This is a genomic window from Thiofaba sp. EF100 (genome assembly GCF_039822285.1).
In the GTDB taxonomy this organism is placed as follows: domain Bacteria; phylum Pseudomonadota; class Gammaproteobacteria; order Halothiobacillales; family Halothiobacillaceae; genus Thiofaba.
In genome coordinates, this window is record NZ_JBAJEY010000001.1 from 158,964 (window position 1) to 179,082 (window position 20,119).

The 20,119-nt window shown below is 68.2% G+C and carries 20 protein-coding genes, 1 tRNA gene and 1 riboswitch; of the genes, 1 reads left to right on the plus strand and 20 read right to left on the minus strand.

Annotated features, from left to right (window positions below; translation table 11 throughout):
- Window positions 1-27: 27 nt before the first annotated feature.
- From V6D91_RS00815 to map, 5 genes are all read right to left on the minus strand, one after another.
- The gene (locus tag V6D91_RS00815) at window positions 28-582 is read right to left on the minus strand and encodes a Spy/CpxP family protein refolding chaperone (protein WP_347317287.1); all 555 of its coding nucleotides are present in this window, start codon (window positions 580-582) and stop codon (window positions 28-30) included.
- A 118-nt stretch (window positions 583-700) separates the two neighbouring features.
- On the minus strand, window positions 701-1,477 hold the full coding sequence (locus tag V6D91_RS00820; RefSeq protein WP_347317288.1) for a secretin N-terminal domain-containing protein: 777 nt from the start codon (window positions 1,475-1,477) through the stop codon (window positions 701-703).
- A gap of 165 nt (window positions 1,478-1,642) precedes the next feature.
- Window positions 1,643-2,290, minus strand: coding sequence for an RluA family pseudouridine synthase (locus V6D91_RS00825; protein WP_347317289.1), 648 nt, complete (start codon window positions 2,288-2,290; stop codon window positions 1,643-1,645).
- Window positions 2,287-4,866, minus strand: coding sequence for a [protein-PII] uridylyltransferase (gene glnD / locus V6D91_RS00830; protein WP_347317290.1), 2,580 nt, complete (start codon window positions 4,864-4,866; stop codon window positions 2,287-2,289). Before glnD ends, V6D91_RS00825 begins: the two co-directional genes overlap by 4 nt.
- Window positions 4,867-4,875: 9 nt before the next feature.
- Window positions 4,876-5,643 (minus strand): type I methionyl aminopeptidase, encoded by a 768-nt coding sequence (gene map, locus V6D91_RS00835; protein WP_347317291.1) that lies wholly within the window; start codon window positions 5,641-5,643, stop codon window positions 4,876-4,878.
- Window positions 5,644-5,752: 109 nt separating this feature from the next.
- Here map and V6D91_RS00840 point away from each other — a divergent pair.
- Window positions 5,753-5,840: transfer RNA gene (locus V6D91_RS00840), tRNA-Ser, on the plus strand.
- A gap of 6 nt (window positions 5,841-5,846) precedes the next feature.
- Here the strand turns inward: V6D91_RS00840 and V6D91_RS00845 are convergent.
- From V6D91_RS00845 to V6D91_RS00915, 15 genes are all read right to left on the minus strand, one after another.
- Window positions 5,847-6,668, minus strand: a complete 822-nt coding sequence (locus V6D91_RS00845) for an ABC transporter ATP-binding protein (protein WP_347317292.1) — start codon at window positions 6,666-6,668, stop codon at window positions 5,847-5,849.
- A complete protein-coding gene (locus tag V6D91_RS00850) occupies window positions 6,665-7,630 on the minus strand; it encodes an iron ABC transporter permease (RefSeq protein ID WP_347317293.1) in 966 nt (321 codons plus the stop codon). Before V6D91_RS00850 ends, V6D91_RS00845 begins: the two co-directional genes overlap by 4 nt.
- Window positions 7,627-8,487, minus strand: a complete 861-nt coding sequence (locus V6D91_RS00855) for a cobalamin-binding protein (RefSeq protein ID WP_347317294.1) — start codon at window positions 8,485-8,487, stop codon at window positions 7,627-7,629. The genes V6D91_RS00850 and V6D91_RS00855 overlap by 4 nt, the downstream gene beginning before the upstream one ends.
- Window positions 8,484-9,206 (minus strand): adenosylcobinamide-GDP ribazoletransferase, encoded by a 723-nt coding sequence (cobS, locus tag V6D91_RS00860; RefSeq protein WP_347317295.1) that lies wholly within the window; start codon window positions 9,204-9,206, stop codon window positions 8,484-8,486. Before cobS ends, V6D91_RS00855 begins: the two co-directional genes overlap by 4 nt.
- The gene (locus V6D91_RS00865) at window positions 9,207-9,827 is read right to left on the minus strand and encodes a histidine phosphatase family protein (protein ID WP_347317296.1); all 621 of its coding nucleotides are present in this window, start codon (window positions 9,825-9,827) and stop codon (window positions 9,207-9,209) included.
- Window positions 9,824-10,873 (minus strand): nicotinate-nucleotide--dimethylbenzimidazole phosphoribosyltransferase, encoded by a 1,050-nt coding sequence (cobT, locus tag V6D91_RS00870; RefSeq protein ID WP_347317297.1) that lies wholly within the window; start codon window positions 10,871-10,873, stop codon window positions 9,824-9,826. The genes V6D91_RS00865 and cobT overlap by 4 nt, the downstream gene beginning before the upstream one ends.
- On the minus strand, window positions 10,870-11,391 hold the full coding sequence (cobU, locus tag V6D91_RS00875; protein WP_347317298.1) for a bifunctional adenosylcobinamide kinase/adenosylcobinamide-phosphate guanylyltransferase: 522 nt from the start codon (window positions 11,389-11,391) through the stop codon (window positions 10,870-10,872). Before cobU ends, cobT begins: the two co-directional genes overlap by 4 nt.
- Window positions 11,388-12,860, minus strand: a complete 1,473-nt coding sequence (locus V6D91_RS00880) for a cobyric acid synthase (protein ID WP_347317299.1) — start codon at window positions 12,858-12,860, stop codon at window positions 11,388-11,390. The genes cobU and V6D91_RS00880 overlap by 4 nt, the downstream gene beginning before the upstream one ends.
- Window positions 12,857-13,840 (minus strand): threonine-phosphate decarboxylase CobD, encoded by a 984-nt coding sequence (gene cobD, locus V6D91_RS00885; protein WP_347317300.1) that lies wholly within the window; start codon window positions 13,838-13,840, stop codon window positions 12,857-12,859. Before cobD ends, V6D91_RS00880 begins: the two co-directional genes overlap by 4 nt.
- Complete coding sequence (cbiB, locus tag V6D91_RS00890; protein WP_347317301.1) at window positions 13,833-14,759, minus strand: adenosylcobinamide-phosphate synthase CbiB; 927 nt, start codon at window positions 14,757-14,759, stop codon at window positions 13,833-13,835. Before cbiB ends, cobD begins: the two co-directional genes overlap by 8 nt.
- A 20-nt stretch (window positions 14,760-14,779) precedes the next feature.
- The gene (cobO, locus tag V6D91_RS00895) at window positions 14,780-15,385 is read right to left on the minus strand and encodes a cob(I)yrinic acid a,c-diamide adenosyltransferase (RefSeq protein ID WP_347317302.1); all 606 of its coding nucleotides are present in this window, start codon (window positions 15,383-15,385) and stop codon (window positions 14,780-14,782) included.
- A gap of 46 nt (window positions 15,386-15,431) precedes the next feature.
- A complete protein-coding gene (gene btuB / locus V6D91_RS00900; protein WP_347317303.1) occupies window positions 15,432-17,282 on the minus strand; it encodes a TonB-dependent vitamin B12 receptor in 1,851 nt (616 codons plus the stop codon).
- Window positions 17,283-17,317: 35 nt separating this feature from the next.
- Window positions 17,318-17,513, minus strand: a riboswitch (cobalamin riboswitch).
- Window positions 17,514-17,662: 149 nt separating this feature from the next.
- Complete coding sequence (locus V6D91_RS00905) at window positions 17,663-18,577, minus strand: Tim44-like domain-containing protein (protein WP_347317304.1); 915 nt, start codon at window positions 18,575-18,577, stop codon at window positions 17,663-17,665.
- 89 nt (window positions 18,578-18,666) lie between these two features.
- Window positions 18,667-19,152: a cyclic nucleotide-binding domain-containing protein gene (locus tag V6D91_RS00910; protein ID WP_347317305.1), complete on the minus strand. Its 486-nt coding sequence runs from the start codon at window positions 19,150-19,152 to the stop codon at window positions 18,667-18,669.
- A gap of 95 nt (window positions 19,153-19,247) precedes the next feature.
- Window positions 19,248-20,111, minus strand: a complete 864-nt coding sequence (locus V6D91_RS00915; RefSeq protein ID WP_347317306.1) for a peptidylprolyl isomerase — start codon at window positions 20,109-20,111, stop codon at window positions 19,248-19,250.
- Between the last annotated feature and the right edge of the window lie 8 nt (window positions 20,112-20,119).

Genomic DNA, 20,119 nt, shown 5'->3' on the forward strand with positions numbered 1-20,119 from the left:
AGGCGGTCTGCGGGGGATGCTCTCAAATCAGTTCTCGTCATCCCACCACGGCCCATAGCCTGGGCCCATGAAGCCGTAGCCGCCCCACCCCGGTCCTCCCATCATGCCCGGCCCCATCATGCCACGGCCCAGGCCAGCCCCTTGCCTGCGCTGGGCTCTCCACAGCGTGCGTTGTTCGTCCGTCAGCAGGTCGAACATTTTGTTGTGTGCTTGGAGGCGGGCCTCGATCCTTTGCTTGCGGAGGGCGTAGATGCGGTCGTAGGCGTCACGCACGGCCTTAGGGTCTGGCTTGTCGGCTTCGTAGATCTCCTCGAGCTTGCCGTATTCGTCGTACAGCTTCTCCCGCAGCGCCATTTCCTGCTTGAACTGCTCGCGCTGGATCTCGCGCATCTTGGCGCGCTGCTCGTTGCTCAGTTCGATGCCCGTCGCGGCACCGGGGCCGTAGCCGCGCATCATGCCCGGGCCGCCCATCATGGGGCCGTACCCGCCCGGGCCAGGCTGAGGGTCAGCGGATACCGGGGTGACTGCAAACAGGGCGGAGGCCAGCCCGAGGGCCAGCAGGTTCTTGCGGGGGTTGTTCATGGCTTCCACCTCCAACGGGGTTGGTTTGTGAAGCGCGCCGGAGTTCCGGTGCGTGGAATGAACATAGCCCCGTTTCCGGAAAGTGGGGCGATGAGTGTGCAGACTTGTCCCCGATGTCTCAGGGAGAACCTTCCGCCAGCTCGACCTTCACCCACACCTCGCTGGACTGGCTGCGGGTGCTGGCGCTCCAACCCGAACTGCGCGCTTCCTGGCTCTCCAGCCCTCCCAGTGGCACCCACTGACCGAGCGGTACCACGACCTCGGTGGCGAGCCGCTGAACATCGAGGGTACGTGGCTGGTGAGGGTCGGGATGAGCCTCCTCCGGCTCGATGGCGAGCAGGACCTGCTGGCCCTGCAAACGCGGTACGACGCGCAGCCAGCGGCCGGTGGCACGGGTGGTGGTGGCCGGTACCACGGCATAGCCGCCGGGGTAGGGGACGACCACCGGTTCCGTGCGCGAGGTCTCCTCCCCGACCCTGAGCATGGCGGGCATGCCTTCGAGCACGCGGATCTGCTGCGTTGCCCCGCGGCCCGTGCTCAGTTCGCGCGCCCCTGCGCTGCCCTGGATGGTCGTCCCGCCCGGGCCGGCCTGGATGCGCCCACCGGCCGAGGTGCCTTCGCGCAGGTCGTCCATGCTGCTGCGCACGCTGATGAGCAGGTTGCGCGGGGCGCGGTCGAGCTCGCCCAGCAGGCGCTGGATGGTCTGGAGCGTGGCTGGCGAGCTGCGCACGATCAGGGTGCCGCCCTGACCGCTGATGGCATCCTCGGGGCCGAGCAGGGGCTGGAGGAGCGGGATGATCTCCTCGGCCGGGCGGTTGTGCAGGGGGAGGACTTCCACGCTGGCCGCCGCGGCCAGGGTGGGCAGGAGGAGGCAGAGGATAAGTAGCCGACGCATGTGAGGCCCCCTGGGTAGGATGAGGATGGGGTGGTCCAAGCTTATCCCCTGCGCTGAAGGATGGGTATGGCGCGGGCATTGAATGTAGGAGGCCCGCCCTCGGGCCGATCACACCTGTATGCGTGCCGGGTCGCGGCGGGGTCGCCGCTCCTACACCCCCATGCTTCAAAATGGCACCGGGCTCTCCACGACCATGGCCTCGCCACGGCGTGGGTGGGCAAAGCCCAGACGGGCGGCGTGCAGGAGCAGGCGCGGGGCCGCGGCCTGGATCTCGGGCGGGGCGTAGAGGGTGTCGCCCAGGATCGGGTGGCCGAGGTGCAGCATGTGCACGCGCAGCTGGTGCGAGCGGCCGGTGACGGGGTGGAGCGCCACGCGGGTGTGGGGGCCTTCCTGGCCGATCACCTCCCAATGGGTGAGGGACGGCCGGCCGGTGGGGGTGACGAGGTGGCGCGGCGCGCGGGCACGGTCGGGGCCGAGCGGGGCGTCGACCGTGCCGCTTGGCCGGTGCAGGTGGCCATGCACCACGGCGATGTAGGTCTTTTCCGTTTCCCGCTCCTGGAACTGGATCGACAGGGCGCGGTGGGAGGCGGCGTTGAGGGCGATCAGCAGCAGGCCGGAGGTGTCCCAGTCCAGGCGGTGGACGATGCGCGCCTGGGGCCATTCACGCTGGATGCGGGTGATGAGGCTGTCATCCTTGCCCGGCCCGACGCCGGGCTGGGTGAGCATGCGGGTGGGCTTGTCCACCACCAGCAGGTCCTCGTCCTCATACAGCACGCCATAGCCGGGGAGGGGGATGGCTGGGTCGGTGATCATCCGCCTCGCCCTTCATCCAGGGCCGCGCGCAGGCGGCGCTCCAGATCGTCGCGTTGCGCCCCATCCAGGGGCTGGTGGTCGCGGGTGGACACGAACAGGGTGTCGAGCGCCCGCTCGCCGAGGGTGTTAATCACCGCGCCGCGCAGGCGCAGGCCGGACTCCGCCAGCGCGAGCCCCACGCGCGCCAGCAGCCCCGGCCGGTCCCCGGTTTCAAGCTGCACGCGGGTGCAATGACCGCCGCAGGCCGGATCCATGATGATCACGGTGGGCACGTCGAAGTGGCGCAGGTGGGGTGAAGGGCGACGGGTGCCGAGGCGCAGCGGGGTATCCTCGGGCAGGGATAGGGCGGCCTTGATCTGGCGGATCAGTTCAAGCTGGGTCCATTCGTCATTCAGGGGCTGGCCCTGCCCGTCGAGGAAGAGGATGTCCTCCAGCGCATGGCCGTCCGTGCTGCTGGTGATGTGGGCCGCCTGGATGTCGAGCCCCATTCTGTCCAGGGTGGCGGCAATGCGGGCGAAGATGTTGGCGGCATCGGGGGTGTAGACGAACAGCTCGGTGGCCTGGCGCTCCCGATCCTGGCGCAGGACGACCACCGGACGCTCGGGGTCGCGCAGGACGGCGCGGGTCTGCCAGGCCAGGCTGGCCGCGTCGAAACGGGCAAGATGGCCCGGTGGCAGGGTGGCCCACAGGCGCTCCGCGGCCTGAGTGTTGACCGGGGCATCTTCCGCCAGCAGGGCGAAGGTGCGCGTGCGCAGCTCGGCCAGGTCGAGGGCCGCTTGTTCGGCCTCCAGGAAGGCACGGGTCTTGCGGTACAGGGCGCGTAGCAGGGCGGCCCGCCACTCGGTCCACAGGGTGGGGTTGGTGGCACGGATGTCGGCCACAGTCAAAAGGTAGAGGGCGTCCAGATGCCGCCGATCGCCAACCCGGGCGGCAAATTCGCGGATGACGTCCGCATCCTCGATGTCGCGCCGCTGGGCGGTGAAGGAGAGGGCCAGATGCTCGCGCACCAGCCAGGCGACCAGTTCGGTGTCCTCCTTGGGCAGGCAGTGCAGGGTGCAGAACTCGCGCGCATCCTCCGCCCCCAAAAGCTCGTGGTCGCCGCCGCGGCCCTTGGCGATGTCGTGGAACAGCGCGGCCAGCAGCAAAACTTCAGGCTGGTCGAAGGCAAGGAAGAGCTCGTGCGCCAGCGGATTCTCCTCCCGGTACTCGGGCACGGCGAAGCGACGCAGGTTACGGATGACGAACAGGGTGTGCTCGTCCACCGTGTAGAGGTGGAACAGGTCGAACTGCATGCGCCCCACGATCTGCTCGAAGGCGGGGAGGTAGGCTGCGAGCAGGCCGAGGCGGTTCATCCGCCGCAGGGCCTCGGTGACCCCCTGCGGCTGGCGCAGGATGGCGATGAACAGCTCGCGCGCCTGCGGGTTGCTGCGCATCTCCTGGCGCATGAGCATCACGTGGCTGCGCAGCTGGCGGAGCGTGCTGGCGCGGATGCCCTGAATCTCAGGGTGCTGCTGCATGAGCAGGAAGATCTCGAGCATCGCCCAGGGGGCCATGAGGAAGATCTGCGCATGGCGGGTTTCGATCAGGCCCTCGCGCACATTGAAGCGCGGGTTGAGGGGCCGAGCCTCGCCCTGGGGCGGGAACAGGCGTTCCTCGAATTGCTGCACGACCAGATCGTTGAGCCGCTCGATGCTCATCACCGCACGGAAGTAGCGCTGCATGAAGGCCTCGACCCCGGTGTTGCCGTCTGCGGTCGCATGCCCGAACTCGGCGGCCAAGGCCTTCTGGTGGATCAACAGCAGGCGATCCTCGTGCCGGCCGGTGAGCAGGTGCAGCGCATAGCGTACCCGGGAGAGAAAATCGATGTCGCGCCCCAGGTCGTCGGCCTCGCCACGGGTCAACAGGCCGTGCTCCACCAGAGATGCCATGTCGTCCTGCCCGAGGATGCGGCAGGCCAGCCAGCGCAGCATGTGCCAGTCGCGCAGGCCGCCCGGGCTCTCCTTTACGTTGGGTTCGATCTTGTAGCCGGAATGGTCGTAACGCTGGTGGCGTGCGGTCTGTTCGGCCTTTTTGGCGAGAAAGAATTCGCGCGCGGGCCAGAACAAGGGTGCCTGCATGCCCTGGCGCAGCCTGTCCCACAGGGCCGTCTTGCCGCTCAGAAGGCGCGACTCGAACAGGTTGGTGGCCACCGACAGATCTTCCGCCGCGAGCGCGAGGCACTCATCCAGCGTCCGCGTGCTGTGGCCCAGGTTGAAGCCGATGTCCCACAGGGCGCTGATGAAACGCTCGACCTGCGGGCTCCATCCATCGGCCTGCGCGTTGTCGAGCAGCACCAGCACGTCGATGTCCGAGTGCGGGAACAGCTCGCCGCGCCCGTAGCCGCCGACCGCGAGCAGGGCCGCTGGGGCCTCGGCCAGGCCCGCTGCCTGCCAGGCGGCATGGAGCACGGCATCGACCCGCTCCACGCGGCGGGCGAACAAGGTCTCCAGGGCGACCCCTTCGCGCAGGCGGGCCGGTTCCTCCGCGCTCCACTGGGCGAGGGCGGCGCAGGACTGCTCAAGCGGGGAAGGGGGCATGGCCGCGCGTCAGGCAGGGGTGTTGGGGGAGAGGGTGAGGATCTCCACCCCCGTGTCGGTCACCAACACGGTGTGCTCCCACTGGGCGGAGAGGGAGTGGTCCTTGGTGACCACCGTCCAGCCGTCGTTGAGCAGTTTCACCTGGCGCTTGCCTGCGTTGATCATCGGCTCGATGGTGAAGGTCATGCCGGGTTCGAGCACCACGCCTTCGCCTGGGGTGCCGTAGTGCAGCACCTGCGGTTCCTCGTGGAAGGCCTTGCCGATGCCGTGGCCGCAGTATTCGCGCACCACGGAGAAGCCGTTCTTCTCGGCGTGCTGCTGGATTTTGTGGCCGATGGTGCCGAGATCCACACCGGGCCGCACCGTCTCAATGCCGATCTCCAGGCACTCCTTGGTCACCCGGATCAGGCGCTTGGCCAGCACCGAGACCTCGCCGATCTCGTACATGCGGCTGGTGTCGCCGAAATAGCCATCCTTGATGACGGTCACGTCGATATTGACGATATCGCCCTTCTTCAGCACCTTCTCCCCCGGGATGCCGTGGCAGACCTGGTGGTTGATCGAGGTGCAGATGGACTTGGGAAAGCCGTGGTAGCCGAGGGTGGCGGGGATGGTGCCCTGCACGTTGACCATGTAGTCATGCGCCAGACGATCCAGCTCGCCGGTGGTGACCCCCGGGACGACATGCGGCGCCAGATAGTCCAGCACCTCGGCCGCCAGGCGGCCGGCGATGCGCATTTTCTCGATGTCTTCCGGGGTCTTGATGATGATGCTCATGCGGTGTTTTTGCTTGCCCAGCGGGCGTTCGACAACAAAGCCACGGATTCTACTGCATCCGGGCAAGGCTTGACTTTGCCCGGCCCGAAAACCATCATTTCGGGCCTTCGGAAGCGTGGCCGAGTGGTTTAAGGCAGCGGTCTTGAAAACCGCCGAGTCGAAAGGCTCCGTGAGTTCGAATCTCACCGCTTCCGCCAGTTTTTTCAACCTTTAAGGTTGCCCCTTCCTCCCATGGTGCCCGTCCGCATCATGCGGGTATCCGGCACTACCCAGCGCCCTTGTTCATCCTCGATCAGCCGCATGGCCATGCCGTAGGTCTGCTGCAGGGCCTTGGGGGTGATCACCTCATCGACCGAACCCGCGCGCCATCCCCCCTCCCCATCCAGCAGCAGGGCGTGAGAGCAGAAGCGCAGGGCAAGGTTCGCATCGTGCAGGCTCAGAAGGATGCCTCGTCCCGCCTCACACAGGCCGCGCAGCTGATGCAGCATGCACCACTGCCATTGCAGGTCCAGGTGGTTGAGCGGCTCGTCCAGAAGCAGCAGCTGGGGGTTTTGAGTCAGCAGGGTGGCCAGGCCAAGACGGCGCTGCTCGCCGCCGGACAGGCTCTGCACCGCGCGCTGCTCGAAGCCCGCGAGGCCGCAGTCGTTCAGGGCCTGGCGCGCGATGCGCACATCCTCTTCGCCCTCGTTCGACCAGCGCCCAATGTGTGGATGGCGCCCGACGAGTGCGGCCTCCAGCACCGTTTCCTCGAAGCCCTGGCTTGCATCCTGGGTGAGCAGGCCGAGGCACTGCGCCCGCTCCCGGGCGCGCCACGCATGAAGATCGCGGTCCAAAAGCCGGATGCTCCCCACCTCGATCGGCCGGATGCCGGCTAAGGTGTGCAGCAGGGTTGTCTTGCCCGCGCCGTTGCGACCCAGCAGGGCCCAGCATTCGCCCGCCTTGAGCTCCATGTCCAGGCCGTTGAGCAAGCGACGCTGGCCCTGCGACACGCCAAGCCCCTCGACCGTGATCAGGGGACGGTTCATCGCCGGGCCTCGCGGTAGAGCAGCACAAGGAACAGCGGGGCGCCGATGAGGGCGAGCAGGGCCCCGGCGGGGAGTTGTTGCGGGGCGATGAGGGTGCGTGCCAGAAGGTCGGCCAGCATGACCAGGCTGCCGCCAAGCAGGATGGCGCCGGGCAGGACGAGGCGGTGGTCCGCGCCGACCAGCAGGCGTGCGAGGTGCGGGGCGAGCAGGCCGACAAAGCCGATGCTGCCGGCGGTGATGACGGCAAGTGCGGTCGCCGTGGCGGCGATCAGGTAGGCCCCCCAGCGAAGCCACGGCACGGCAACGCCGAGCGCGAGGGCACTGGCCTCGCCGCGGGTGAGGATGTTCAGGTCGCGCGCCCAGGGAAGGATAAGCAGGGTCAGGGCCACAAGACCGAGCAGGGCGAACCACGGGGCTGGGGCGCTGGCAAGATCGCCCATCAGCCAGAACAGCATCCCGCGCAGGGCGGTCTCCGGGGCCAGGGCCAGGAGCAGGGTGATCAGCGCGCCGAGGGCGGCGGCCAGCACCACCCCGGTCAGGAGCAGGCGATGGCGGGTCCACGCCCCCTCGCCGTGGGCCAGGGCGATGACTGCAAGCAGGGCGGCCAGGGCGCCGAGCGAGGAGGAGAGATGCTGCAGCCAGAGCGGCAGGCCGAACAGGATGGCCAGCAGGGCACCGGTCGCCGCCCCGCCGGAGATGCCGAGGATGTAAGGGTCGGCCAGCGGGTTGCGGGTCAGCACCTGGATCAGCGCGCCGGCGAGCGCCAGCAAGCCTCCCGCGGCAAAGGCTGCCAGCACGCGCGGCAGGCGCAGCTCGAGCAGGATGGCCTGCGCCAGCGGCCCTTGCGGTGCACCGGGCCAGACCAGCCCGCTGCTGCCGAACAGCAGATTGGCGAGCAGGATCAAGCCTGCGGCCAGGGCCAGCAGGACGAGCACGACAACACGCCAGCGCAGGCGATTCATGGCTGCGCCTGCCTCTGCCGGTCGGCCGCCGCGCACAGGGCGCGGATGCCCTCGATCAGGCGGGGGCCGGGGCGCATCAGCACGTCGGGCGGCAGGACGATCAGGGCGTCGTGCTGCACCGCGGGCAGGTCCTTCCAGCGCCGCCAGCGGTCGAAGTCGCGCGCGGGCGGGGAGGTGAGGAGCAGCTCCGGGCGGGCGCGCAGGACGGCCTCCTCGCTCCAGGTGGGGGTCTCCCCCATGGCGGGTCCGACGATGTTGCGGATGCCGCAACGGGCCATGGCCTGGCCGATGAAATGCGCATCGCTGACGGTGATCAGCGGCTTGGGCCAGATCTCGTAGAAGCCGGTGAGCTTGCGCACCTGGGCATGTTGTGCGGTGAGCTCGTCCAGCTCCCGCTCGAAGGCCGTGGCGGTCTGTTCGGCCGCCGGCGCCTGCCCAGTCAGCTGGCCGAGGGCACGCAGCTCGCGCGGGATGTCTTCGAGGGCCTGCCCGCGTGTGAGCAGAACCCTCAACCCAAGGCCGCGCAGGCGTTCGAGCAGGGCGGGCGGGGTGCCACTCTGCCAAGCCACCACCAGGTCGGGGGCAAGGAGCATGAGCCGCTCAAGGTCCGGACTGTGGTAGGGGCCGATAGAGGGCAGGCTGCGCGCCGCAGGGGGGAAGTCGCTGCGCTCGACCACCCCCACCGGGCTCACGCCGATGGCAAACAGCATCTCGGTCAGGTGCGGGGCCAGGCTCACCACGCGCCGGGCCGGCTGCTCAAGACAGAGCGGCGTCCCGTCGGCCTGGGGCACGCACACGGGCTGGGCGGCAGCCGCAGCCATGAGCAGCCCAAGGACGAGCGCAAGCCACGCCCTCATGCCAGTGCCCATGCGCAGGCGAGGGCGAGCAGCAACGACTCGCTCACCTCCGTGCCTGCCCCCAGCATGTCCCCGCTCATCCCACCGACCCTCCAGTGCAGGAAGGCGGCCCAGCAGGCGAGGACCAGTGGCGCCAGCAGCAGGACGGGGGCATAAAGAAAGGCGGCGGCCAACAGCAGCAGGCCCCAGCCGATGATGGCCCAGGGGGGGATGCGCCAGGCAAAGCGCTCCCCGAGCCCCCGGTCCAGGGGCGGCAGGAGCCGGGCCCAGACCAGGGTGCCCAGCCGCCCCCAGGCGGGGATCAAAAGCAGGGCCAGCCACAGCCCTTCGCGCACGGCCAGCATCAGCAGCACGAGCTTGGTCATGAGCTGGAGATTCAGGGCCAGCGCACCCATCCCGCCGATGTGCGGGTCACGCATGACGACCAGCAGGCGCTTGGGGTCACGGTGGGCCGCGCCCAGGCCGTCGAACAGATCGGAGAGGCCATCCAGATGCAGCCCGCCGGTCACCCACACCCAGGCCAGCAGCCCCAGCAGTGCGCCCAGCCACGGGTCGAGCCGTGCGCCCAGCCAGGCGGCGGCGAGGACGACGGCACCGATCATGAGTCCCACCAGGGGGAACCACACCGCGCTGCGGGTCAGCTCGGTGGGATCGAAGTCACGCAGGGGGGGCGTGGGCAGCCGGGTAAGGAACTGGGTGGCGAGGATGAGGCCGCGCACTCACGCCCCTCCGGCATGGAAGTAATGCAGGCGCACACCGTCCTCATCGACCAGGAACTCCAGTCGGGCGACATGGTTGAGTTCCAGCCGCCAGAGGGCGGTCAGCGACAGGCCCAGCAGGCGGCAGAAGAGCAGGCGCATGGCCCCGCCATGGGTGACGACCAGCACCTGGGGCAGCTTGGGTAGGCGTTCCCAGGCGTGCCAGACGCGCTCGGTTGCAGCGTCCAGCGGCTCGCCGCCCGGTGGAGGATGGCCGATCGGGTCGCGCCAGAAGGCCTTCAGCGCCTTGGGGCTCTCGGCCATGATCTCGGCGGCGGTCTTGCCCTCCCAGGCGCCGAAGCCCACCTCCATCCAGTCGGCATCGAGCGCGCACGGCACATCGTGCAGGGCGGCGAAGTCCTGAGCGAAGCTTGCGCAGCGTTTGAGCGGCGAGCTGATGACCTGGTCGAAGCGTTCGCCGGCCATGGCCTGGTGCATGCTGCGCATGCCGCGATCGGACAGGGGGACGTCCGAATGGCCGTGATAGTGGCCGGGCTGGGTGGTGGCGCCGTGGCGCAGCAGGGTGATGCGGCGCGGTCCAGTGTCCGGGAGTGCGGTGGTGTGGTGGACGTGCTGGTTCATGTCTTGTCGCTCACCCCCGCCTCGTCGAAGGTCGCCATGTCCGCGTGCAGGGCACAGGCGAGCCTGAGGATGGCCACCGCGGTCGCTGCACCGGAGCCCTCGCCCAGGCGCAGGCCGAGATCGAGGACGGGTTCACCCCCGAGGGCCTCCAGCAGCAGGGTGTGGGCAGGCTCAGGCGAGCGGTGGCCGAACAGCCACCAGGTCCTCGCCCCCGGGGCGATGCGCTCCGCGGCCAGGGCCGCCACGCTGCTGATCACCCCGTCGATGACCGCCGGCAGGCCATGCTCGGCGCAGGCGAGGTAGGCGCCGCTCATGGCGGCGATCTCGAACCCGCCGACGCGACGCAGGGCCTCGCGGGCGAGGGTGGCTCCACTCAGTCCGTCGGCCGTGTCGTGCAGGGCGAGGCCCTGCCGGATGACGTCGAGCTTGTGCGCAAGGCCTGCATCGTCCACCCCCGTGCCGCGGCCAGTGACACGCTCGGGCGCAAGGCCCAGCAGCAGGCAGGCAAGCAGGCTGCTCGAGGTGGTGTTGCCGATGCCCATCTCCCCGGCGATGAACAGGTCACTGCCCGCGGCCCGGGCCCGCTCCACCGCCGCCCGCCCCTCGGCCATGGCCGCATCGAGCTGCTCGGCGCTCATGGCCGGGCCGTGCAGCAGGTTGGCGGTCCCCTGGCCGACCTTGCGCCATAGCACCCCGGGCAGGTCACAGGGGGCGAGCAGGCTGCCCACGTCCACCACCTCCAGTTGAGCCTGGAGCTCGCGCGCCAGCACGCTGATCGCTGCCCCGCCGCGGGCGAAGTTGACGATCATCTGCCCGGTGACCTCGCGCGGGTAGGCCGACACGCCCTCCGCCGCCACGCCGTGGTCGGCGGCAAACACGCTGATCCAGGGGCGTGTGATGCGCGGGCGCTCGCGGCCCTGCATGGCGGCAAGACGGATGGCGAGGTCTTCCAGCCGCGCCAGCGCCCCGGCCGGTTTGGTCAGCCGCGCCTGACGGGCCAGCGCGGCCTGGCGGGCGGATTCATCGAGTGGATGGATGGCGTTCATCGTTCGTCCTTGAGAGTGAGAGGCAGGCCTGCGGCCACGAAGATGACATGATCGCACAAGGTCGCGATGGCCTGGTTGAGGCGTCCGGCCTCGTCGCGGAAGCGGCGGGCGAGGGCGTTGTCGGGGACGATGCCCAGCCCCACCTCATTGGCCACGAGGATGGTGCGCCCAGGCGCGTGGGGCAGGATTTCGAGCAGTGCGGTACGCTCGCCTTCGAGCCGGTCAGTATCCGGATCCAGCATCAGGTTGGTCAGCCAGAGGGTCAGGCAATCGACGACCAGACAGCGCCCTGGGGCGGCCTCGTTCCGCAACGTGGCGGCGAGGGCGCGTGGAGCCTCCAGCGTCCTCCAGCCCGCGGGGCGCTCGGCGCGGTGGCGGGCGATGCGCTCGCGCATTTCCTCATCCAGGGCTTCCGCCGTGGCGATGTAGGTCACCGCAAGCCCGCTCTCGACCGCCAGCCGTTCGGCCAAGGCGCTCTTGCCACTGCGTGCGCCGCCAAGGATCAGGGTCGTGCTCATGCCCGGCCGTCCAGGATGGTGATCATGCGCTCCATGTCCAGATGCTCCTCCACGCTGTCGGCCAGACGCTCGATGCCCTGCTCGCGAAGCCAAGCCATGTCCGGGGCGGACTGCCGGTCTTTCAGCCCGGCCCAAGACAGCAGGGCGGCGCAGGCCTCGGGCCGATCGAACAGGCCATGGACATAGCTACCGAGCACTTGGCTGTCAGGCGAGATGGCCCCATCCGGCCCCCGTTCGAGCAGGGCAACGGGGCGGGCCAGCCCCTCGCCCCGGGTGACGCCCGCATGGATTTCGTAGCCCGTGAGCGGGGCATCGTCAAGGCACAGCCGGCCCGTGACTCGTCTTAACTGCTTTTCCGGCTCCAGCACCGTGTCGATCTCAAGCCAGCCCAGGCCCGGGGAAATGCCCGGTTCCCCTTCGATGCCGTGCGGGTCGGCAAGGCTGCGGCCCAACATCTGAAAACCACCGCACAGGCCGATGAGCTTGCCGCCATAGCGCAGGTGGCGGCGGATGGCTTCTTCCCAACCCTGCGCCCGCAGGAAGGCGAGATCCTGCCGAACGTTCTTGGAGCCGGGCAGGATGATGAGATCGGCCGGCGGAATGGCCTGCCCTGGGCCGACGAGGTGCACCTCCACCGCGGGATGATGGCGCAGTGGGTCGAGGTCGGTGTGGTTGCTGATGCGGGGGAGGACAGGGACGACGACGCGCAGTGTGTCACCCTCTCCCCCGGCCCCTTTCCCCTCCAGGGAGAGGGGGGAGATGGCATCCTCCGCGTCGATGTGCAGCCCGTGCAGGTAGGGCAGCACGCCCAGTACCGGCCTGCCGGTCTCCTGCTCCAACCAGTCGAGTCCAGGCTTGAGCAGGCTGATGTCACCCCGGAAGCGGTTGATGACGAACCCCTTCACCCGTGCCCGCTCGGAGGGCGAGAGCAGGGCGAGGGTGCCGACCAGGTGGGCGAACACCCCGCCGCGGTCGATGTCGGCGACCAGGATCACCGGGCAGTCCACCGCCTCGGCAAAGCCCATGTTGGCGATGTCGCCCTCGCGCAGGTTGATCTCGGCGGGCGATCCGGCACCCTCGACGATCACCGCCTCGTGCCGTCCGGCCAGGCGCGCGTAGGACTCCAGCACCGCCGCTCGGGCGGTGCGCTTGTAGGCGTGGTAGTCGGTCGCATTCAGATTGCCAATGGCCCGCCCCTGGATGATGACCTGGGCTCCGGTGTCGGTGGTGGGTTTGAGCAGGACAGGATTCATGTCGGTGTGCGGTTCCAGTCGACAGGCCTGCGCCTGCACTGCCTGGGCGCGGCCGATCTCGCCGCCATCCTGGGTGACGGCTGAGTTGAGGGCCATGTTCTGCGGCTTGAACGGGGCCACGCGGATCCCGCGCCGTAGCAGGGCGCGACAGAGGGCGGTGACAAGGGTGCTCTTGCCTGCATCCGAGGTGGTGCCCTGCACCATCAGCGTCTTCATGCCATGACCTCCGCAAGGGCCTGCGCGAGACGCCCCCACTCGGCTGCGGTTGCCGGCAGACCGAAACGCAGGCTCGCCGGGCTTCCGAACAGGCGGGTGAGGATGCCGCGCCGAGCCAGCGCCTCATGGATGCGGGCGGCCTCCGGGGTGCAAATCCACTGGAACAGGGCGCAGCCCCCGTGCGGGGCGAGTCCGTGCGCGGCCAGCAGCCTGGCGAGGCGCGTGGAATCCTGAGCCAGGCGGGTACGGGTTGTGGCCTGCCACGTCTCATCCTCCATCGCGAGCCGGGCGACATGGCGCGACGGATGGGCGATGCTCCACGGGCCGAGGCGCTCGCGCAGCGCCTCCAGCAGGGACGGTTCGGCGAGCACGAAGCCGACCCGCGTGCCTGCCAGGCCGAAGAACTTGCCGAGCGAGCGCAGCACCACCAGCCCAGCAAGCGGGGCGTGGCGCGCAAGGCTCATGGCGGACGTGGCGTCGATAAAGGCCTCGTCGACCACCAGCCATCCGCCCCGGGCCGCAAGGCGGGCATGCCAGTCCAACAGGCGGGCCGGATCGAAGGCATGACCGGTGGGGTTGTTGGGGTGGATGATGACCAGCGCGTCGAGCTCATCCAGCGTGCAGGGGATGTCATCGGGGGCGAGCGGGACCACCTCATGGCCTGCCCGGCGCCAGGCCTGGGCGTGTTCGGCATAGCCGGGGCTGATGATCCCCACCCGGCAGGCCGGCCGCAGCAGGGGGAGGGCCTGGATGGCGGCCTGCGAGCCGGCCACGGGCAGCAGGCTGGTGCAGCCGTAGTAGTTGCGCGCGGCGTGCTCGAGGCCGTCGTCCTCCTCCGGCAGGCGTCGCCAGACCTCGGGCGGAAGCTCAGGGACCGGCCAGCCGCGCGGATTGATGCCGGTGGAGAGGTCCAGCCAGTCTCCCGGAGGGATGCCGTGCCGGCGCGCGGCCTCGTGCAGGCGTCCACCGTGCTCAAGCATGGTGGATGCCCTCGATGAGGACAGCGCCCAGCAGGATCAGGATCAGCCACAGGACTGTACCCCGGCTCACCAGGTTCAGGGCGTGCTCGATGTCCCGCGCTTCGGCAGGGTGTCCCGCACCGAGCGGCGGACGCTCCCGCCACTCGCCGTGATAGCGTGCCGGCCCGCCGAGGCGGATGCCGAGGGCGCCGGCGCCCGCCGCCATCACGGGCCCTGCGTTCGGACTCTTCCAGGCTGGGGCCTGCGCGCGCCAGCAGGTGAGGGCCTGCCGGGTGTGACCCAGGAGGGCATAGGTGAGCGCCGTCAGGCGCGCCGGGATGTAGCCCAGCGCATCGTCCAGCCGCGCCGCCGCCCAACCGAAGTGCAGGAAGCGCTCGGTCTTGTAGCCCCACATGGCGTCGAGGGTGTTGGCGAGGCGATAGAGCACCGTCCCGGCCGGACCCGCGACGAGGAACCAGAACAGCGCGCCGAACACCCCGTCGCTGCCGTTCTCCAGCACCGACTCGCAGGTCGCTGAAGCGGGATCGAGGGCCTCTTTGTCGCGGCTCACCAGCATCGCCGCATGGTTGCGGGCGGCCTCCATGTCACCACGCTGGAGGGCCGCAGCCACCGGCCGGGCGTGATCATGCAGGCTGCGATGGCCGATGGCGAGGTAGAGGGCGACCACCGCCCACAACGGGCCGAGGACGGGCAGGGTGGCGAGCCACCCGGCAAGGAGGGTGGCAGGGGTCAGCAGCATGAGCACGGCCAAGAGCCCGAGCAGGCGCTGGCGTGTGCCCAGCGGGGAGGGTGGAGGATTGAGGCGAACCTCCAGCCAGGTCGCCAGCCGCCCGAAGCCGACCAGCGGATGGAGCCGGCGCGGCTCGCCAACCCGCCAATCCAGCATGACGGCGGCCAACATGGTCAAGGCTAGGGGCATGAAAACGCTTTAAATCGTCGTCAAAGATCGATGCCAGCCTGGGCCTTGATGCCGGCCCGGTAGGCATGCTTGACATCACGCATCTCGGTGACGGTATCCGCAAGCTCGATCAAGGCCTCCGAGGCCCCCCGCCCGGTGACCACCACATGCTGCATCTCGGGGCGGTGGGCCAGGGTATCCAGCACCCGGTCGCTGTCCAGGTAGTGATAGCTCAAAAGATAGGTCAGCTCATCGAGCACCACGAGCTGGTAGGACGGGTCGGACAGCATCCGCTCGGCGATGGCCCAGCCGCGCTCCGCTGCGGCGATGTCGCGGGCACGGTCCTGGGTGTCCCAGGTGAAGCCCTCGCCGAGCACATGCCACTCACACCCCGGCTGGCGGGAGAAGAAGGCCTCCTCGCCCGTATCCGTGCGGGATTTGATGAACTGGCACACGCCGACCTTCATGCCGTGCCCCAGCGCGCGCGCCACCATGCCGAAGGCGGAGGAGGACTTGCCCTTGCCGTTGCCGGTGAGCACCACCAACAGCCCTTTTTCCTGATCGGCCCGGGCAATGGCCGCGTCGATCAGGGCCTTCTTGCGCGCCATGCGTGCCTTGTGGCGGGCTTCTTGTTCGTGTTCGTTCATAGTGACGCCCGGTAAAAACCCCGGACGAGCCGGGGCAGAGGAGGGATCAGCGCGCGCTCGGCTGGTAACGCAGGGTGACCAGGAAGCCCCGGCCGGGCTGGTTGTACCAGGCGGCTGTCTCGTAATGCGCGTCAAACACGTTGGTGACCCTGGCCTGCAGGCGCCAGTCGCGTTGCAGGCGGTATTCGGCGCGCAAGTCCAGCGTGGCGTAGGGGTCGAGCTCCACCTTGTTGGCGAGGTCATCATAGCGCTTGCCCGCGGCATACAGGCGCCCGCCGAAGGACCAGACACCGACATGGCGATCCACATCCACATTCAGGCTTTCCTTGGCCCGACGGGGGAGCGTGTTGCCCGTGCTGCGGTTTTCCGGGTCGAGCAGGGTGAGTGCGGTGTTGATGTCGAACCCGGCGATTCGCCCGCTTAGGGTGCCTTCGAGCCCACGGATGCGTGCCTCGTCGATGTTGCCTGGGGAAAAGGTGGCGGTGTTGTAGGCGATGAGATCCTCCACCGTGGTCTGGAAGGCTTGCACGCCCCAGCGGGCGGTGCCGAGCTTGCCTTGCAGTCCGGCCTCGATCGTGCGCGAGCTTTCCGGCTTGAGCTGGGCATTGCCATAGCCGGGGTAGTACAGTTCATTGAAGGTCGGTGCCTTGAAGGCTGTGCCGAAGCCTGCCGTCAGGCGCAGTTCTGGGGAGAGGGCATAGCCCCATGCGAGGTTGCCGGTGTTCTTGGTGCCAAACTGTTCGTTGTCGTCATGACGCAGGGCGGCCTGCACATCGTGGGCGCCGAAACCACCCTGGTACTGGGCAAACATGCCCGTGTTCTCGCGGGAGCTGACGGCATACCCCTGAACGCCAGGCTGCCAGCTCGCAAGATCGCCACTGTCCACCTTGTCGCGCTGCCAATCCAGTCCCAGGGTGACGAGTTGATTCTGATCTAGGCTGATGTCGTTTTGCCAGCTTGCGCTGTCACGGTGCGTGTCGAAGGTGGAACTGTAGACGCCGTTCTTGAAGTTGTCAGCCAGATCCTGGCTCTGGCCCGCCTGGAACCCCATGCGCCAGTGAGGCAAGGCAGCGAGGTTCAGCTTGGCGCCGACGGTTTGCGTGGTGGTTTCCGCCTCATTCTGGAACGAGCCATCGAAAAAGTTCTTGCCCTCGCTACGCAGGGCAAAGGCCTCCACGCTGTGGCCCTGGCCAAAACGGGTGCCGAGGCGCAGGCTGCCGGCCTTTTCGCGGTAACCGTCGCGGTCGGGTTCGACGGTAAAACAGCCCGCTCCATTGGGTGATGGCTTGCCGTTGCAGGCATTGAAGCTGTCCGTGCTCATGCCGCTGACGCTGGCATTGAGCCAGGCGTCCTTGCCACCACCCGTAAGGCTTGCGCTGCCCTTGTAGGTTTTGTCGCTCCCCACGGACGCACTGAAGGAGGGCGTCAGCGCCCCGCCACCCTTGCGGGTGAAGATCTGGATCACCCCGCCGATGGCTTCCGAACCGTACAGGCTGGAGCGCGGGCCACGCACCACCTCGATGCGCTCGATCAGCTCAATGGGAATGTTCTCGAAGGGTGTGGTGCCTGTGGTGGCGGAGCCGACCTTGAGGCCATCGATCAACACCAGCACATGATTGGCATTGCTACCGCGCAGGAAGACGGAGGTGCTCTTGCCTGCACCACCGTTATTGGCAATGAACACGCCGGGAACGGTTTGCAGGGCCTCGGCCAGCGTAGACATCTGGGTGCGCTCGATGTCCTCGCGGGTGATGACGGTCACCGGCGCCAGGGTCTCGTCCGCGGTCTGCGCCGTGCGGGTGGCGGTGACGATGACATCATCCAGGGGATCAGCGGCGAGGGCGATGGATGGGGCGAGCACGGCCGCGATGGCCGCGGAGAGGGCGAGTTGTTTCATGGTCGGGCCTCAAGAGGCGCGCACACCCGCACGCCTGGTGAAGTGGAATTCCGGGCCGGTCTCCGGGCTTGCGCATGAGGCATCGTCGCCTTCCCATCCCCCAAGGGACAGTGGCCGAGTGGACGCGCCTTAGGAACGCTCACCGTTGCGGGGGCAGCACAGGTTTCTCACCTGTTTCCCGTTTAACCCTTGGCCTGAATGGCGCAGGGCACCCGAAACGTGGATTCGCCCGCGTACAGTCGCGGGCGAGGCGCGGATTGTAGGGGATGAGGGTGGAAAAGAAAAAGGCCCGGGGGTGTTCCGGGCCTTTCTATGGTTGCTGTGGGAGCCACCTGTGGCGGCGATCGCGGCGGCACGCCGCTCCCAGAGGGGGAGTCCAATCAGTGCAGGGTGCGCGGGTCGGCCTGCTGGATGCCGCTGATCAGCCAGTCGCCTTGGGCGCTGTCGGCCGCGTGCTGGACATGCCAGATCTCGGCGATGTCTTCCGGCATGTTGCCGTCCTCGCGCACGCGCCCCTGGAACAGGACGGAGGCGACGATCATTCCGCCTTCGCGGGTGAGGTCGAGCAGCTGAGCGTCCAGGCTCTGCACGTCGGTGCTGTTGTGCGCATCGCCGATCTCGGCGCGCTGGGTGCGGAGCTGGTCGAACATGGCTGGGGTGAAGTACTCACGCACCTTCTCCATGTCGTTCGCATCCCAGGCCATCTGCAGGGTCAGGAAGTGGTTGCGGGCGCCCTGCAGGAAGCCGTGCTCGTCGAACCAGGCCGGGGCGTCACGCAGCGGGGTGCGGCTGCGGTCGAAACCTGTGCCAGAAGTCGGGGCGCTCTGCACCGGCTGCTGGGCTTCACCATACGGCGCACCGGCAGCGGCGTACTGGTAGCCCGCTTGTTGTTGCTGGGTCTGGGCGGCCTTGGCGCGCATCATGCGGATGAGCATGAAGATGCCGAAGGCGAGCAGGGCGATCAGCAGGATGTCCATGACCTGGATGCCCTCAAATGCGCCGCCGAAGAACAGGGCGGCAAGTAGGCCGCCGGCGGCAAGACCGGCGAGCGGGCCCATCCACTTGCTGGCGCCACTGGCCGCGGTGGTCGCGCCTGCCGCAGCGGCACCGGTGGCGGCGGTGCCCGTGGTGGCACTGGCGGGGGCGCTCGGGGGGGTGGCCTCGCGGGCGAAGCCTTGCTTCTGCTGGCCCATGCTCTGACCGGAGCCGAGACGCTTGGCCTCGGCGGGCTGGAGGGCCAGGCCGAGGCCGAGGATCAGGGCGGTGAGGAAGGGGAGGATCTTCTTCATCGTCATGGGGTTTTCCTTAAGGTTGGTAAGCGTGCGTACGGCCCGGGGGAACGGGCCGTACAGAGTCATGTGACCGTGGGGCGAGGGGATGGTTCTCAGAACCGGCCGCCGGTCTGCTGGATGTAGCTGGTCATCTGCGAGCACTGTGCATTCATGCGGCGGATGATCTCGCGGATGCTGCGGATGATGGCGCGCATCACGTGGTAAACCATGAACGGATGGTCCTTGATCAGCCGCTCGAGGTTTTCGCGGTGCAGGCTGAGCACGGTGGCATCGCCCACGGCGCGCAGGGTGGCGCTGTGTGGTTTGCCATCGAGGAAGCCGGATTCCCCGGCCAGGTCGCCCGGACCGAGGATGTGCAGGGTGTCGGCATAGCCGCGTCCCGTGTCCTTGTTGACCGACAGGCGGCCGTCGATCACGACGAATAGCTCGTGATGGGATTCACCTTCACGGAACAGCGTCTCACCGCTGGCAACATGGCGCACCTCGCACACCTGCGCGAGGGTGTCGCATTCCATGTCAGTCAGTTCCGCGCCAAGAAGCGTCTTACGGATGTCTTGGCCTGTGATGGGGAGCTGCATGGGCTGAGCCTCGTAATGGTCTTGTTCGGCGTCCTTGCCGATGGTTGCGGATGCCTATCCTGCGCGGCAAACCTGGTCTTGCTTGCTAGGCGGCCTTACTTGGCCGGCGTTTCGGCCGGCTTCTCCTCGGGCTTGGCGGCCGGGGCGAGCTTGATCTCCACCTTGGCCTGCGCGCGGGCATCCTTGACGAACTGTTCAACGGCCTTCTGACGCAGCATGTTGCCGAGTTGGGGCTTGACGGCCTCGAAGGCGGGCGGCGGAACCTGGCGCTTGTCCTCAAGCTTGATGATGTGCCAGCCGAACTGGGTCTTGACCGGGGCGCTGCTGGTCTTGCCGGGCTCAAGCTCGGTCACGGCCTTGGCAAACTCCGGCACCATCATGCTCGGTTCGAACCAGCCGAGGTCGCCACCCTGGTCCTTGGAGCCCGGGTCGGTGGAGTGTTCCTTCGCCAGCACGGCGAAATCCGCGCCATTGGCCAGCTTGGCCAGCAGCTCTTTGGCCTGCGCCTCGTCCTCGACCAGGATGTGGGCGGCCTTGTACTCGTCCTTTTTCGGCATCTTGGCGATGATTTCGTCGTATTCGGCCTTCAGCTCGGCATCGGTGAAGGTCTTGGCCTCGAGCATCTTGCGCACCAGGTGGTTGGCAAGGATGCTCTCGCGGGCGCGCTCCAGTTCGGCCTTGATCTCGGCCTCCTTGTCCAGCCCTTCCTTGCGGGCCTTCTGCGCCAGCAGCTTCAGCTCGACCAGCTGATCGACGATCTGCTCATCGTTGCCGCGTCCCGGCATCTGGGCCTTCACGCCTTCGAGGTCCTGGCGGGTGATCTTCTCGCCATTGACCACGGCCACGGTGTCCTGGCTGACGGCGGCCTTCGTGGCGGGCGCGGACTTGTCCTCACCGCAACCCGCGAGCATGAGCGCGGCAGCCATGGCGATAAAAAGAGGCTTTTTGATCAACGACATGGGGAACA